Origin of the sequence: Staphylococcus agnetis (assembly GCF_011466855.1) — a bacterium.
GTDB classification, from domain to species: Bacteria; Bacillota; Bacilli; order Staphylococcales; family Staphylococcaceae; genus Staphylococcus; species Staphylococcus agnetis.
This window is the reverse complement of sequence record NZ_CP045927.1, coordinates 1,842,117-1,857,690: the sequence shown is the minus strand read 5'-3', so window position 1 is coordinate 1,857,690 and position 15,574 is coordinate 1,842,117. Positions and strand designations below refer to the sequence as shown.

The 15,574-nt window shown below is 36.4% G+C and carries 14 protein-coding genes and 1 riboswitch; of the genes, 10 read left to right on the top strand and 4 right to left on the bottom strand.

Annotation, left to right across the window (positions count from 1 at the left end; translation table 11 throughout):
- Positions 1–35: 35 nt before the first annotated feature.
- Positions 36–686, bottom strand: a complete 651-nt coding sequence (locus GJE18_RS09540; protein WP_060551684.1) for an MOSC domain-containing protein — start codon at positions 684–686, stop codon at positions 36–38.
- 127 nt (positions 687–813) lie between these two features.
- Between GJE18_RS09540 and GJE18_RS09535 the strand changes: the two genes are divergently transcribed.
- Positions 814–1,503 carry a ribose 5-phosphate isomerase A gene (locus GJE18_RS09535; RefSeq protein WP_060551683.1) on the top strand — a complete coding sequence of 230 codons (690 nt, stop codon included), beginning with the start codon at positions 814–816 and terminating at the stop codon, positions 1,501–1,503.
- A gap of 127 nt (positions 1,504–1,630) precedes the next feature.
- Here the strand turns inward: GJE18_RS09535 and sdpC are convergent, their stop codons facing one another.
- Positions 1,631–2,665 (bottom strand): peptidoglycan release complex CPBP-like subunit SdpC, encoded by a 1,035-nt coding sequence (gene sdpC, locus GJE18_RS09530; protein WP_060551682.1) that lies wholly within the window; start codon positions 2,663–2,665, stop codon positions 1,631–1,633.
- 313 nt (positions 2,666–2,978) lie between these two features.
- On the opposite strand from sdpC, the gene hutG reads away from it, so the two are divergent.
- Positions 2,979–3,911, top strand: coding sequence for a formimidoylglutamase (gene hutG, locus GJE18_RS09525; protein ID WP_060551681.1), 933 nt, complete (start codon positions 2,979–2,981; stop codon positions 3,909–3,911).
- A gap of 237 nt (positions 3,912–4,148) precedes the next feature.
- Here hutG and GJE18_RS09520 read toward each other — a convergent pair whose 3' ends face one another.
- Positions 4,149–5,027 carry a LysR family transcriptional regulator gene (locus GJE18_RS09520; protein WP_060551680.1) on the bottom strand — a complete coding sequence of 293 codons (879 nt, stop codon included), beginning with the start codon at positions 5,025–5,027 and terminating at the stop codon, positions 4,149–4,151.
- 213 nt (positions 5,028–5,240) lie between these two features.
- Between GJE18_RS09520 and GJE18_RS09515 the strand changes: the two genes are divergently transcribed.
- The 6 genes from GJE18_RS09515 to GJE18_RS09490 all read left to right on the top strand — a co-directional run bounded on the left by GJE18_RS09515 (position 5,241) and on the right by GJE18_RS09490 (position 13,141).
- Entirely contained in the window at positions 5,241–6,557 is a 1,317-nt protein-coding gene (locus tag GJE18_RS09515; RefSeq protein ID WP_085622653.1) for a YjiH family protein, read from the top strand.
- A gap of 19 nt (positions 6,558–6,576) precedes the next feature.
- The gene (hutU, locus tag GJE18_RS09510) at positions 6,577–8,244 is read left to right on the top strand and encodes a urocanate hydratase (RefSeq protein WP_165886140.1); all 1,668 of its coding nucleotides are present in this window, start codon (positions 6,577–6,579) and stop codon (positions 8,242–8,244) included.
- Complete coding sequence (hutI, locus tag GJE18_RS09505; protein ID WP_105996158.1) at positions 8,244–9,479, top strand: imidazolonepropionase; 1,236 nt, start codon at positions 8,244–8,246, stop codon at positions 9,477–9,479. Before hutU ends, hutI begins: the two co-directional genes overlap by 1 nt.
- A gap of 226 nt (positions 9,480–9,705) precedes the next feature.
- Positions 9,706–10,833, top strand: coding sequence for an amidohydrolase (locus tag GJE18_RS09500; protein WP_060551676.1), 1,128 nt, complete (start codon positions 9,706–9,708; stop codon positions 10,831–10,833).
- Positions 10,834–10,885: 52 nt separating this feature from the next.
- A riboswitch (SAM riboswitch) is annotated at positions 10,886–10,982 on the top strand.
- Between the two features lie 92 nt (positions 10,983–11,074).
- The gene (locus GJE18_RS09495) at positions 11,075–12,373 is read left to right on the top strand and encodes a Na+/H+ antiporter NhaC family protein (RefSeq protein ID WP_060551675.1); all 1,299 of its coding nucleotides are present in this window, start codon (positions 11,075–11,077) and stop codon (positions 12,371–12,373) included.
- 258 nt (positions 12,374–12,631) lie between these two features.
- Positions 12,632–13,141, top strand: coding sequence for an SRPBCC family protein (locus tag GJE18_RS09490; RefSeq protein WP_060551674.1), 510 nt, complete (start codon positions 12,632–12,634; stop codon positions 13,139–13,141).
- 157 nt (positions 13,142–13,298) lie between these two features.
- Here the strand turns inward: GJE18_RS09490 and GJE18_RS09485 are convergent, their stop codons facing one another.
- Positions 13,299–13,829: a hypothetical protein gene (locus tag GJE18_RS09485; RefSeq protein WP_085622651.1), complete on the bottom strand. Its 531-nt coding sequence runs from the start codon at positions 13,827–13,829 to the stop codon at positions 13,299–13,301.
- A 180-nt stretch (positions 13,830–14,009) separates the two neighbouring features.
- On the opposite strand from GJE18_RS09485, the gene GJE18_RS09480 reads away from it, so the two are divergent.
- Together GJE18_RS09480 and GJE18_RS09475 are read left to right on the top strand one after the other, a co-directional pair.
- A complete protein-coding gene (locus GJE18_RS09480) occupies positions 14,010–14,972 on the top strand; it encodes a bile acid:sodium symporter family protein (protein ID WP_060551672.1) in 963 nt (320 codons plus the stop codon).
- Positions 14,973–15,294: 322 nt separating this feature from the next.
- Entirely contained in the window at positions 15,295–15,564 is a 270-nt protein-coding gene (locus tag GJE18_RS09475; protein ID WP_060551671.1) for a hypothetical protein, read from the top strand.
- The last annotated feature ends 10 nt before the right edge of the window (positions 15,565–15,574 follow it).

Here is a 15,574-nt window from a genome sequence, read left to right as displayed (position 1 = left end):
AATCCTGAAGGCGATTTCTGTTTGCTATGATAATGTTAAAAGCATCTAGCTAAGCGTTTTTCTAAAGTCTTACGGCGTTCTGTAGTAATAAATGGGTTTTTTATGGCATATGAGAGTTTTTCTTTATTTTTCTTGTCATTATAATACACGTCATTTAAAGCTTGAACAGATAATCGTGTGTCATTCGGAGCTTCTTTAATCAATGTTAAATTACTATCAGGATACACGAGCCCTTCTTTGATAACTCTGAAATAACAACCTGTTTTACCGGTTGCCATCATACGTTTCATGATGCCTTTATATTGATATTTACGCTGAATTTTATTACAAGGCTCCCTGATTTCTGAAACTTCTATAATTGCCTCACCGATTTGATATTGATTGCCAAAATATAAATCATTTTCATCAATATCATTTACAGAAATGTTCTCGCCAAACATTGCATATTCAGGGATAGGTGAAATCACATCTTCCCACATGGTATAATGCGTTGTACTAAATAAGCATAGCGCTTTATCAGGACCACCATGACCGTGGTATGCTTGTTCATCACCTTCAAAACCTAATTTAGAAAGCCAAGTGGGCGCATCAATAGGTGTTTTATCCATACCACTCTTCATAGGTTTACCATCATAATGTAACGTTTTAATTTTACCTGCACAAATCGCCTGGATCGTGTAATTCATCAATGAACCTCCTTGTCTTTCAATAAATATATTGTATATGAAAAAATGTAAAACGTCTTGTAGTGGGTGCCATTATGGTGCATATTCATGTAAAATAAAAGTATAAAATAAATCAAGGGAGCGTCATTTGATGGATACGAAACAACTTAAATTAATGACTTTAACAGATGCTGTTGAACGTATTGAAGATGGTATGATTCTAGGTATTGGAACAGGTAGTACGATTGAGTTATTAGTTCCCGAAATTGCCAAACTTATCGAAAAAGGCTATGAACTTAAAGGCGTATGTACCTCAGAACGTACGGCATATCAAGCGAAAGCTCTAAACATTCCAATACTAGACATTAATGATGTTGAAAAAATTGATTTAGCTATTGATGGTGCTGATGAAATTGATCCAAATTTAAATTTAATCAAAGGTGGCGGAGGTGCATTATTTAGAGAGAAAGTCATAGATGCATTTGCGACGCGTTTTATCGTTTTAGCTGACCAAACGAAATGTGTATCTTACTTAGGTGAGACATTTAAACTACCTGTGGAAGTCGACCAATTTAACTGGTATCAACTTGGTAAACAAATTGAAGCCGCTTATCCTGTAAAAGCCTATCGTCGTATGGTTGAAGATACGCCATTGATTACAGATAATGGGAATTATATTTTAGATGTTGAAATGACATCTCAGATTGATCCATATGCGTTTCATGAATACCTTATTCATTTAACAGGCGTATTAGAAACTGGGTATTTCTTAGATATTGCGGATGAGGCGATAGTTGGGACAGAAACTGGTGTAAAAATTTTAACGAAATCACACTAAGTAAACGCACTTATTTTTAAAGTGCAGGTCTATATATCAATAATTAGAAAATATAAAAACCTTCAACGTTCACTCAAGTGAATTTTGAAGGTTTTTGTAATGTTTAGCTATTGTTTTTTAAGTTCATTTAACGACGTATATGTCTATGTTGACGGTTGAATGATTGTGGTTCATCTTCCTGAACAATTGCACGTGCACGTGTTTCTTCACTCACATGTGCATTTTGGTCATGCGTTTTCGTCGTTAATGCTTCATGTTCAGTATCGTTCTCATGATTTTCAGTTTCAGAGGTATCGTGAGCATGTCTCGCTGCATTGTCCGCTTCCTCAATTTCAGCTTCGCGTGACTGCTTATTAAACATCGGCGTATCATCGTCATCGCCTTCATGACGGGGCATGATAAGTCGCTTAATTAAACTGAAAAGTATCACGATGATGGCAATTGCTGCTGTTGCATAGGCAAGGACTTGCATAGAAAAGACATCGCCAATCTCTTCACTAAAGAAAAACACTTTGGCGAATGACATTGCCGCATGGAAGAGGGTAGCAATATAAATGGCATGCCCCCCTGTACCTCTAACAAGTTCACCGACAAGCATTGAGAATGAGAAAACATAAATTGCACTGTACATCGTATATGGCATACCAAACGCAGTGTTAACATCCCAAATGAGGTAAAGTAAACTTACACCGACATTTGCGATTAAAAATGGTAAACGTCTTTCAACGATATTGAGCAAGTACGCACGAAAACCGGACTCAATGAAAAATGCCATAAAAAGATGTCCGATTAATATAGTCCAAACGGTTTCTGATAAATCTTTTGCTTGTAATAAAATAAAGCTATTACCATACGTGTTAAAGCTATACATACCAATAATAAAAATTACTAAAGGTAATGTTAAGGCAAGGATAAGGCGTTCAATCACTTTTAAATTGATGCCTAATTTGAAACCTTCAAGCTGTTCTTTTTTATGCTTAAAGATGAGTATACAAACAATTGCAGCAATAAATGGTCCTAAACTATTTAGTGAAAACACAAAGTTTTTTAAACCAGATGCTTGTTGAAAATCTCTTAAAATTATCGGGCTCGCATATGCAATAACAAAGAAAATGAATATCGTCAATGCCCATTGAAAGCCAGATATACGAGAATGCTTCATAGTTAATCCTCCATATTCAAGGTACGCAAAATTATCATTTTTAATAATATGAAACGCACTAAGTACAAATCATATCAAGTCAATATAAGAATCTAGCTTACATTATAACGGTATATTTACAATAAATAAATTGATGCATGAAATTATCATCTAATTGTAATAAAAGTATAACCTTGAAAGCGTTTTTATATTGAATTAAACAGGGTATAATATAGAGGTATTATGATTAGAAACCACGCTTAGCTGTAGGTCAGATGATAATAGTAGTCATGAAATCTCACGTTATTGATTCTATTGAAAGGGGATGCTTAAAATGTACCAATCGCCACAACGTCATGTATGGACGGGGAGATTAGATAGTGAAGTCGAACGTGAATCTTTTCGCCATTTTCAAACCATACATTTCGGTGATATTCATAATATCGCGTCACAAGCCAATGGTATCGCGTTATTCGGTTATGCAGTTGATAAAGGTGTTGAATTAAATAAGGGACGCACAGGTGCAAAAGATGGACCGGACGCTATTAAGAAAGCTTTCGCTAATCTTCCTGCTGCGACGGAAACGTCCATTATCGATTATGGCAATTTAACACATAGTCAATCACAACTTATTGAGACTCAAAAAATATTTGGTACATATGTGCATCAATTAATCAAAAATCACCAGCGTACTTTTTTGTTAGGCGGGGGACATGACATCGCTTATGCTCAGTATTTAGGTGTGCGAGCTGCATACCCAAATCAATCTATAGGCGTTATTAATATAGATGCGCATTTTGATACGCGCAAAGAAGCGGAGTCAACATCAGGCACAAGTTTTCGACAAATGATAGAAGAAGATTCCAATTTAGATTACTTTGTCATAGGTATTCAAAGACCTGGGAATACATCGAGTTTATTTCGTTATGCGGAAGAAACGCAAACTCAGTATGTTTTAGCAGATGAACTAGTGGAACATATTGATCCACGGATTAAAGATAAAATCGAGCACTTTATTACACACCATGACGTCATTTTATTTACAATTTGTATGGATGTGATAGATAGCGCCTATGCACCCGGGGTTAGTGCAAGTGCTGTACTCGGTTTGACACCCCATTGTGTACTCTCGTTAGCCAAACGTATTCTTCAATTTGATAATGTGACGACAGTAAGTATCGCAGAGATGAACCCTACTTATGATGTCGATCAACGTACCGCTAAACTTATTGGTCAATTCTTGTCTCATTTTATCCACTATTCGTAAAATCGATATTTAGACAAGTACAGTCGTGTTAGGCGCCAAAATGAGCCAGCTGCAGTCATTAAATATGAGTGTGGCTGGCTTTTTGATGATTTAAAAAGGTTGGACTCAATGCTTGACAATGAGTGATTTATTGAGAGGTTTCTCAAATTTATAATCTTTAAGCATGTCGAGAATGACTCGAGTGCCGTAGGAAAGCTCTCAAAATCTTAAAACATTGCATCATGAACAAAACCACTTCTATATACGATGTACCGCCCAGTAATTTTGAATTTTGTCTAATAGCGCTGTCATTTGGGGCGTGAATTGTCTGTTTTTAGCAACATTAATATATATAGTTCGCTCTATTTTAGGTTGAATAGGAATGGCGTCAAGGTGATTAGTCTTAAATGATTGGTAGTAAATTCTAGGTATCACTGCATAGCCCATTTGCTGATGAACAAAATTTGTCGCCATTTCAAAGCGTTCTACTTCCATGACGATATTTGGACGTGCTTGCAAATGTGTGAAATAGTCATCAATATGTTTTCTTACTTGATAGGGCTGTATTGGTACAATTAAAGGTAAATTTTGAATGGATAATGAAGTTTGCCCTTTAAATGTTTCTCTTGGTGTCAATACGACATAATCTTCTGTATATAATGGGATGGATGTAATTGCTTCATGTTTAATTTTGTCATTGGACAGCCCTAAATGAATTTCAAAATCAAGTAAATGTTGCGTTAAAGTATCTAAATCTAAAATTTCAGTAACTTGATAATGTTGATCGACATGTTCAAGTTGATGTTGTTTTATAACTGTAGCAACCCAATGAGCAGTTGATTCGAGAATAGAGAGTTTAATTTTTGGTGTTTGACTCAATTTTAAATCATACATTTGTTCTAAAGTTAAATGATATTGGTTCACTAATTTTTGGGCATGATTATAAAATTGAATGCCTTTTTCGGTAATTGAAATATCTTTTGTTGTTCGCTTCAGTAATGCGTAGCCTAATTGATCTTCCATTTTTTTAATGGTAGCGGTTAAAGAGGGTTGACTTATATGCAATGTGCGCGCAGCTTTTGTAAAGCTATTTTGGTTCACCACTTCAATAAAATATTCCAGTTGAACAATTTTCATCTCAACACCGTCCATTTATAGTTTTAAGTTATTAATAATTAGTTTATTTATATTGGTCATTAATATCTTAGCATATTACAATAAAAGTGTGGATGGTTCGAACCATTTTAAATATTCATGTATGCCATGCTTACAGTGCATGGCACAAGGAAGAAATGATTGGTATTGTTTCCATGATAATGGGAGATTGAGGTTGAAGGGGTGTGTATTAAAATGACGCAACCTCAAACGTTAGAACGAATAAAAGGCTATAAGATGTGGCGTTTTTGGTTACTGAGCTGCATCGGTATGATTTGTTTTTTTATACCTATATCGATTCGTGGAACAGAAACTATTATAGTGGATCACATTCATTTAGCCATACGTGCGCGATTAGGCCATGCGATGCCCTATGTAGCATTGGGACTCATCATGTTAGGGGCTATCGTACCAATGATACGTAAGGATTTTGCTCGATCTAAAACAGAAGCAGTGATTGTGCTTTTTAAATGTTGTGGTGCAATCATAGGTATAATGTACGTCTTTAAATTTGGACCTTCATTTTTGTTTCGTCCAAATTATGTTCCATTTTTATTTGAAAAATTGATGTTGCCACTGAGTGTATTAATACCTGTTGGTGCAATCGCATTATCATTACTCGTAGGATATGGCTTACTCGAATTTATAGGGGTATTGATGGAACCTATAATGCGGCCTATTTTTAAAACGCCAGGTAAATCTGCTGTTGATGCAGTCGCTTCATTTGTAGGAAGCTATTCTCTTGGGCTACTCATCACGAATCGTGTCTATAAAGACGGTATGTACAATAAAAAAGAAGCGGTCATTATCGCAACGGGCTTTTCTACTGTGTCCGCCACATTTATGGTGATTGTGGCACGGACATTGAATTTAATGGGATATTGGAATTTGTACTTTTGGCTTTGTTTAGTTATCACATTTGTAGTAACAGCAATCACAGCCCATTTGCCACCTATTTCAAATGAAAGCCAAGATTATTATAAAAATCAAGAAGGGGGATCACCTTCAAACATTGAAGGTAATCGACTTCTTGCCGCTTGGGAAGAAGCGAAACGCCAATCGCATCAATCTTTACCATTATTCAAAAATATAGGGGTGAATGTGCGTGATGGTTTAGAGATGACTATCGCTATTTTACCTACAATATTATCAATTGGATTATTAGGTTTGATAATTGCCGATTATACCCCATTTATTGATTGGCTTAGTTACATTTTTTATCCATTTGTTATGATATTTCCTATCCAAGATCAAACACTCATAGCCAAAGCCTCGATGATATCACTGATAGAAATGTTTTTACCATCACTACTTGTTGTGAAGGCAGCACTGGAAGTACGTTTTGTCATTGCGATTACAAGTGTGTCGGCGATTATATTCTTCTCGGCACTAGTGCCATGTATTTTAGCAACAGAGATACATATTCCATTATGGAAGTTAGTCGTGATTTGGTTTATACGTGTTGCACTCACGCTACTCATTACAATACCAATTGCGTTACTCATATTTTAAACAAAGGGAGAGATGAAGAATGTCTAGAGAAATTAAAGCGAAAAAAGGCCTCGAAATTGAATGTAAGGGTTGGGAACAAGAAGCTGTTTTACGTATGCTCTATAACAATTTAGATCCAGAAGTGGCAGAGCATCCAGACAAACTCGTGGTTTATGGAGGCATTGGTAAAGCAGCGCGTAACTGGGAAGCTTTTGATGCTATCGTTAAGACGTTACGTTGCCTTGAAAAAGATGAAACAATGCTCGTTCAATCAGGGAAGCCAGTCGCAGTATTCAAAACACATGAAGAAGCACCGCGTGTATTATTATCCAATTCGGTGCTCGTACCAAAATGGGCGAACTGGGAACATTTCCATGAACTCGATAAAAAAGGGCTCATGATGTATGGTCAAATGACCGCTGGAAGTTGGATTTATATTGGTTCTCAAGGCATTGTACAAGGTACTTATGAAACGTTTGCAGAATGTGCGAATCAGCATTTTAACGGTTCATTGAAAGGAACCATTACATTAACTGCGGGTCTCGGTGGCATGGGAGGTGCACAACCGTTAGCAGTTACGATGAATGAAGGGGTGGTCATCGGGGTAGATGTAGATGCGTCACGTATTCAAAAACGCATCGATACACGCTACTGTGACATTATGACGCATTCGTTAGATGAAGCGTTAGAAAAAGCAGAAGAAGCTAAAAATAATGGTCAAGCGTTATCTATAGGATTAGTAGGCAATGCGGCTGAAATACATCATGAAATTTTGAAACGCCAATTCAAAATTGATATCGTAACAGACCAAACGTCTGCGCATGATCCATTAAATGGTTATGTACCTGAAGGATACTCATTAGAGGAAGCTGCGCAACTTCGTGAAGCAAATCCTGAAAAATATGTGCAATTAGCATCTCAGTCTATGAAAAAACATGTTGAAGCCATGTTGCAATTTCAAGAACAAGGTGCCATAGCGTTTGATTACGGCAATAACATTCGTCAAGTCGCTTTCGACCAAGGGTTAAAAGACGCATTCAACTTTCCTGGTTTTGTGCCCGCATATATTCGTCCATTGTTCTGTGAGGGTAAAGGACCGTTCCGTTTTGCAGCTTTATCTGGAGACCCTAAAGACATTGAACGTGCGGATCAACTCATGCGTGAGTTATTCCCTGAAGATGAAAAATTAATGCGTTGGCTCGATATGGCAAGTGAGAAAATTGCGTTTCAAGGATTGCCATCTAGAATCGCATGGCTCGGTTATGGCGACCGTGCAAAAATGGGTCTCGCATTAAATGATCTGGTACGTAAAGGTGAAATATCTGCGCCAATTGTAATTGGACGAGATCACTTAGACTCAGGTTCAGTCGCTTCACCCAACCGTGAAACAGAAGCGATGAAAGATGGTTCAGATGCGGTAGGTGACTGGGCAATTTTAAATGCGCTTGTGAATACTGCGGCAGGCGGTTCATGGATTTCTGTACATCATGGTGGCGGTGTAGGTATGGGTTATTCACTTCACGCAGGTATGGTTGTCGTTGCTGATGGGTCTGAGCGTGCAGAACGTCGTTTAAAACGAGTATTAACGACAGATCCGGGTATGGGTGTGGTAAGACACGCGGATGCAGGCTATGACATTGCGATTGATACTGCCAAAGATAAGGGTGTAGATATTCCAATGATAACAGGTAAAGGTGATGACAAATAATGAATGATTTAATAATCCAAAACATTAAACAATTAATTTTACCCAAATCAACAGAACGTCCTTTAAAAGGTGCAGACTTAGATGAACTGAACATCGTAGAAAATGGAACAGTGGTTGTTAAAGACGGCAAAGTTGTTTATTCGGGACCTTATACAAACGATTTTGAAGCAAAAGAAACAATTGATGCGACAGGCAAAGTGGTGTCACCAGCTTTAGTAGATGCGCACACGCACCTCGTACATGGAGGGTCACGTGAACATGAAATGTCTTTAAAACGTCAAGGCGTGTCTTATCTTGAGATATTAGAACAAGGCGGGGGCATCCTTTCAACAGTAAAAGCAACACGTCAAACGAGTGAAGATGATTTATTCAAAAAGGCAGAACATGATTTACTTACAATGATGCACCATGGTGTATTAGCGGTTGAAAGTAAAAGTGGCTATGGTTTAGATAAAGAAAATGAATTGAAACAACTTAAAGTATCACGTCGCTTACAAGACAAATATAATTTGGATATGCGTCATACGTTTTTAGGCCCTCATGCAGTACCCAAAGATGCATCATCGAATGAAGCATTTTTAGAAGACATGATTGCCTTGCTTCCTGAAGTAAAGGCCTATGCCGATTTTGCAGACATTTTTTGTGAAACAGGTGTATTCACTATTGAAGAATCTAAACGTTACATGGAAGCCGCTAAAAAAGAAGGCTTTAAAGTTAAAATTCATGCCGATGAAATTGATCCTCTAGGTGGATTAGGACTCGCGATTGATCAACAAGCCATTTCAGCAGATCATCTCGTAGCATCAAGCGATACTGATAAAGCAAAATTGAGTGACTCAGATACGGTAGCGGTACTATTGCCTGGAACAACCTTTTACTTAGGCAAAAATGATTATGCTGATGCACGAGGTATGATTGAAAACAATGGTGCCATAGCGATTGCAACGGATTTTAATCCCGGAAGTTGCGTAACAAATAATCTTCAAATGGTAATGGCTATTGCGGCGTTGAAATTAAAATTATCACCGAATGAAATTTGGAATGCAGTTACAGTGAACGCAGCGAAAGCGATAGATGTGGATGCAGGCACTATTAATAAAGGGGATAAAGCAAATATTGTGATATGGCATGCGCCAAATCATGAATATATTCCATATCATTATGGTATTAATCATGTTGAAAAAGTAATAAAAGATGGTAAAGTAATCATCAATCATGACATTGCACTAGCTTAAATTTGATAAAATACATTGATATATGACGTTCTTGAAATTTATTTCTGAATAAATTTTGAGAACGTTTTGTATTAGAATGAGGCATGCTTGATGATAATGAGGATATATGGAAATTTTATTGAAAATAAGATGCTGTATACGAGATAATATGACTATTCATTCAAAACGTGTTAATAACATCTCAGCGTTTTAGGTCATTGTTAAATAATCAATAAGGGGGAGTTCTATGTCTTATCGGTTTGATCAAATGGTCTCATGGAGACGTCACTTTCATATGTATCCCGAGCGTTCTAATGAAGAGTTTCAAACAACTAAAAGATTAAAAGCGATATTACGAGATATGGATGTGTCAATTTTGGATGTTCCACTTCAAACAGGTTTGATTGCAGAAGTAGGGCAAGGTGATTCAATGATTGCGATACGGTCTGATATTGACGCACTTCCAATCCATGAACAAGCGACTGTTGCATTTAAATCGCGTACTGAGGGCGTGATGCATGCGTGCGGTCATGATATTCATATGGCGAGTGTACTTGGCACAGTGGAACGACTTAAAACGATGGAATCTAAATTAAATGGTCGTGTGCGTATCATCTTTCAAGCTTCTGAAGAACTCGGGTTTGGTGCAAACCGTGTAGTGGAAACAGGTGTCTTAAATGGTGCAAAAGCCATCTTAGGATTTCATAATGATCCAACTTTAAAAGTAGGTCAGTGGCGCTCTAAAATTGGAATCATGACATCAAATGTTGATCGCTTTAAAATTATCGTTCATGCTAAAGGAGCCCATGCGGCCATGCCGCAAGATGCTAAAGATCCGAGTATCATCGTGGCACAATTGATTCAAAGTTTTCAAAGTATTGTGAGTCGTAATATTGCTCCCTACGAGGAAGCAGTGGTAACTATTGGTCAAATTCACAGTGGACAGACATGGAATGTCATTCCTGATCATGCAATCGTAGAGGGAACTGTACGTACATTTGACCATGACACACAGCTTAAAGTTGAAACACGTATGAAACAAATTTGCAAAGGTGTTGCTACACAATTTGACACTAAGATTGATTTAGAGTATCTCAAAATAACTAAAGCTGTTAATAATGAAGAGGCGCTCCATAAGCTCGCAGTTCAAGCCGCTAAAGAAGCGGGCTATGATGTTGCGGAGTTGGTGCGTCCACTGACAATAGGAGAAGATTTTTCGGGTTATCAGGCGATAGCACCAAGTTATTTTGCTATGATAGGCTCCGAAAGTGACTATCCTTTACATCATCCGTTATATCAACCAGATGAACGTATTTTTGAAAATGTCACAGACTATTTCGTAAATGCCATTCAACTCATTTTGAAATCATCATAGAGATTGACGAATTACAAAATTTCATGTAAAGTTTAACAGTAAAATTAAATACTTCATATCAAGAGAAGTGGAGGGACTGGCCCTTTGAAACTTCGGCAACATGGTCATGCGTGTGCCAATTCCAGAAGCTTTGAGGCTGAAGATAAGAAGTTCGGGAAACGATATCAGGTCAAGCCCTAATAGTATGTATGCGCATGATGTACTATTAGAGTTTGACCTTAATTTTTGTGAGGAGAAAAAAATGTCTACAGATTTTAAAGATAAAATGAATGGTTGGGCTTTACTACCTTTAGTTGTATTTATTTGTATATTTTTAGGCGCAGGTATAATTACGAAAGATTTTACATTTATGCCACTCAATGTAGCAGCAATTATTGGTGTAATTATGGCGCTATTGATGAACCGAAAAGAAAATTTTGCGCACAAAGTTGAAGTGTTCGCAAAAAGTGCTGGTCATCCTAATATTATTTTAATGATGTTTATTTTTATATTAGCAGGTGCTTTTTCTAAAACTGCTGAAAAAATGGGCGGTGTTGAATCTATTGTCAATTTTGGATTGTCGATGATTCCACAAAATTTATTGATAGTAGGGTTGTTTATTATTTGTATGTTTGTTTCGATATCGATGGGAACATCGGTTGGAACAGTGGCAGCGATAGCGCCTGTAGGATTTGGGTTGAGTCAAGCGACAGACATTCCAGCTGCATTAGCGATGGCTACTGTGGTAGGTGGTGCGATGTTTGGCGATAATTTATCGATGATTTCTGATACGACCATTGCGGCAGTGAGAACGCAACGTACACAAATGGCAGATAAATTTAAAGTGAATTTTCGTATCGTTTTACCGGGTGCGATGATTACAATCATCATTTTATGGGTACTTACACTCGGTAACCACGTTAATCATGGACAAAGTTATGATTACAATTTTATTAAAATCATCCCTTATTTACTTGTATTGATATTAGCTTTAATAGGCATTAATGTCGTGCTCGTATTGTTAGGTGGGATTTTACTATCTGGAATAATTGGCATTGCTGACGGTTCGTTTAATTTAGCAGGGTTTTTAAAAGCTGCTTCAGAAGGTATAGTGGGGATGGAAGATATTGCAATCATCGCGCTCTTAATTGGTGGAATGATAGGACTTGTTGAGCATAATGGTGGGATTAATTGGCTATTGCACAAAGTGAAAAGTAAAATTAAATCACGTAGAGGCGCAGAATTTGGTATTGCAAGTCTCGTAAGTGTGGCGGACATTTCTACTGCAAATAATACGATTTCTATTATTATGTCAGGTCCATTAGCGAAAGATATCGCTGATGAATATGAAATCGATCGACGTAAATCGGCCAGCATTTTAGATATTTTTGGTAGTGCATGGCAAGGTTTTATCCCTTATAGCCCACAGCTGATTGCAGCAGCAGGTGTTGCGGGTATTTCACCTGTGATGTTAGTCCCATATTCTATTTATCCAGTAATGTTAGCTTTATGTGGGATTGTAGCCATCATCTTTAACTTACCAAGACTTAAAAGCAAATAGTATGTATATAAATGGCTAAAGGGTATAATGAAGGAATATAGTGAGATTGCAACGATAACAGTTCATAGTGCAGTGATAATGGTACACCTTCTATTAGATGAGAAGATAGTGTCACTCAATCTCTAGATGGGAGACTTTTAAGCACGATACAATGTTTATAATACTATGATGCTTACACATTTTAGTAAGATATGGTAATGAATCATAAATAGGATGTTTAATGATAGAGAAAAAGGTTTTAAAGTGAGGAGAATCGCCATGAATAATACGCATAATGAACGGGTCGAAGTTAAAATAGTTCGATTATTAAAAACTTCACCTGAGTTTGCTTATCAAGCTTGGACAGATCCTGAAATGTTGCGTCACTGGTTTATGACTACATCAAGATCGAATAAAACAATCGAAAGTGATGTGACAGAAGGGGGTCACTATTTAATTATTGACCAACGCCAAGGTAAAAAAATACGTGTAGAAGGTACTTATCAAACATTAATTCCAGGAGAACACCTTTGTTTAACGATTCAAATGCCTGATTTCAGTGATCAACAAGATGATATCAATGTGTACTTCGAAGAACGCAGTCCGGGCATTACACAAATGACATTTTTCTACAAAAGTGAAGTGCCTAAAGAAAGACGTTTAACGCAACTTGAATATAAACAAAAAAAGAAAGAATATCATGATAGTACTGTACACGGTTTTGAAAATATGTTTGATACGATGCAGCGGTATATTGAAGAACAAACACTCAATGAATCAGGGCAGTAGCCTCGAGTTCAACATAAAACCTGCAAAATTCTGGAGAATGAATTTTGCAGGTTTTAAAAATTTTAAAGTCAATGCTTGATCGTGATTACCATCGTGTATTTAAAAAGATTCATCATTGGCAAATCGTCTATATTATTTAATTTAAAGCTCAAAACTTTTATGAGATACGCGTAATATGAGATTGTGGATGTGACGGCGCGTATGCTTGATAGATATCAATATGGTGACACGCTAATAGACTTAACATTGTGCCTGCTTCTTCAAGTGTTGATGTTAAAGTTAAAATATTTTTACGTATAGTATATTTTAATTGTAGCGTTGTACCATGGTGAAGAATATCAATGACTTTATCTTTAATAAATGGGTCTGTTAAGCCATCAATGTAAAATTCAAAACGACGCTCTGTCAATGCGAGTTGATCAAAAGGTATCAATTCTTGTTCAAATTTTGAACGAATCACTTGATAAATAACATAGTGATGGAATCCTAAAAAGCTCAGCAAATAGGGCAATGTCTGTTTTTGAATATGTACACGAAGTACATACGTTTTCTGAGTCTTAATAAATTCGTGTTGAAGTGGAGAAGGTAGATTCACATGTTTTAACAATTGACTTAATTGAGCTCGATGTTTGCGTCGATTTAACTCAGAGATATGAAGGGTATAGCTTTCTAATTTATCAATAAGCATGACATTTCCTCTTTTTAAATGTGATTTATTAAATCTATTGTATCATTCTAAATTTCAAAAAGCATTAGGACTAAAGACGTAAACATTTCGCATTCCTATTTTATTTACATAAATAGTGTTGTCATTCGTTATTCATTGTGTTAATATTCTGAATATTAAAATAATAACGAGGTGACAACAATGCTACGACAAATTGGACAATTTGCTTCAAAAACATTTTTATTATGGATGTTGCTAACAAGTTTTATTGGATTTGTTTTGCCATCTGCATTTACTACTTTTACACCATGGATACCCTATCTTTTAGGTATCGTCATGTTAGGGATGGGGTTATCCATTCGATTAGAAGATTTTAAAATTGTATTTAAATACCCTAAACCTGTCATTATTGGTGTGGTGTTACAATACACAATTATGCCATTACTTGCTTATTTCATTGTAAAACTATTTCAGTTACCACCTGAAGTAGCCATTGGTGTCTTACTCGTTGGATGTTGCCCTGGTGGAACTTCAAGTAACGTTATCAGTTACTTAGCGAAAGCCAATGTCGCTTTATCGGTTGCAGTCACTTCTGTATCTACGATATTATCTCCATTTGTTACACCATCACTGATGTTTTTAATGGCACATCAATGGATGGATGTCTCATTTATGAGTATGTTTGAATCTGTATCTAAAATTGTATTGATCCCAATCATCGTAGGATTGGTTATTCAAAGACTTTTTTATAAAGTTGCTGAGAAAACAGATGATATTTTACCTTTAATCTCTGTCATAGCGATATCGGTGATTTTAGGGACGGTTGTTGCAAGTAGTAAAACATTAATTGTAGAAACAGGTTTACTCATTTTTGCCGTCGTTATTTTACACAATGTTTTAGGGTATGTGATCGGTTATACGTTATCAGCGCTGTTTAAATTGAATTATGAAGATAAAAAAACGTTGTCTATTGAGGTTGGCATGCAAAATTCAAGTTTAGCTGCTTCGTTAGCTACGGTACATTTCAATCCTTTAGCAGCAGTACCGGGAGCGGTGTTTAGTTTTGTTCATTGTATTACAGGGCCAACGCTTGCACGTTATTGGTCGTCACGTTTTGATAAGCAACAAAAAATCATCAAACCCTTAAAACAAACAAAAGTTTAAAACTCACATGGGCTTTCAGTTGCATTGCGAGTTAAAAAGGATTTGGACATAACGATTTTGTATATCTCAAAACTCAACTAAACAAGATATGCCCCAATAAAGTGGACACTTAAAAAGTGAAAACTTTATTGGGGTGTTTGTATGAGAAATGAAAACATGACTTTGATTGCTTCCAGAAAAGCGAGGTGTTAAGAACAAAAAATTAAAACAATTTGTTTTTCACCACCGTTCATTTCGGGCTTCTTTACATTTGAATTAGGTTGTGCGAAAATATTTTTAAATTAATAGTAAATTTTATTAAAACGTGAAAGGGTTTGAGAATATGGTGACTAAAATATTACAAAACTATTTTATTACCTTCACGCTTTTCATTACGATGATGATGCTTTCAGTAGGATTTGTGAACCAATATGATAATGGCGTTGCGTTATTAATCGTATTAACGTTTGTTATTACGTTATTTAATTTTTTGATTGAAACATGCTTGCTTAAATCTCAGTTATCGATGCGTAAAATTCGCTTGTTTCAAACCATTGCATTTCCTTGTTCAATTATTTTGATAGGACTCGTATGTTTCGTGATGTTAATGTAAAATCATAGCG

Bases quoted from the DNA above. Each gene is read 5' to 3' on its own strand.
- GJE18_RS09540 (WP_060551684.1), bottom strand. From the start codon at position 686: ATGAATTACACGATCCAGGCGATTTGTGCAGGTAAAATTAAAACGTTA.
- sdpC (WP_060551682.1), bottom strand. From the start codon at position 2,665: ATGAAGCATTCTCGTATATCTGGCTTTCAATGGGCATTGACGATATTC.
- hutG (WP_060551681.1), top strand. From the start codon at position 2,979: ATGTACCAATCGCCACAACGTCATGTATGGACGGGGAGATTAGATAGT.
- GJE18_RS09520 (WP_060551680.1), bottom strand. From the start codon at position 5,027: ATGAAAATTGTTCAACTGGAATATTTTATTGAAGTGGTGAACCAAAAT.
- GJE18_RS09515 (WP_085622653.1), top strand. From the start codon at position 5,241: ATGACGCAACCTCAAACGTTAGAACGAATAAAAGGCTATAAGATGTGG.
- hutU (WP_165886140.1), top strand. From the start codon at position 6,577: ATGTCTAGAGAAATTAAAGCGAAAAAAGGCCTCGAAATTGAATGTAAG.
- hutI (WP_105996158.1), top strand. From the start codon at position 8,244: ATGAATGATTTAATAATCCAAAACATTAAACAATTAATTTTACCCAAA.
- GJE18_RS09500 (WP_060551676.1), top strand. From the start codon at position 9,706: ATGTCTTATCGGTTTGATCAAATGGTCTCATGGAGACGTCACTTTCAT.
- GJE18_RS09495 (WP_060551675.1), top strand. From the start codon at position 11,075: ATGTCTACAGATTTTAAAGATAAAATGAATGGTTGGGCTTTACTACCT.
- GJE18_RS09490 (WP_060551674.1), top strand. From the start codon at position 12,632: ATGAATAATACGCATAATGAACGGGTCGAAGTTAAAATAGTTCGATTA.
- GJE18_RS09485 (WP_085622651.1), bottom strand. From the start codon at position 13,829: ATGCTTATTGATAAATTAGAAAGCTATACCCTTCATATCTCTGAGTTA.
- GJE18_RS09480 (WP_060551672.1), top strand. From the start codon at position 14,010: ATGCTACGACAAATTGGACAATTTGCTTCAAAAACATTTTTATTATGG.
- GJE18_RS09475 (WP_060551671.1), top strand. From the start codon at position 15,295: ATGGTGACTAAAATATTACAAAACTATTTTATTACCTTCACGCTTTTC.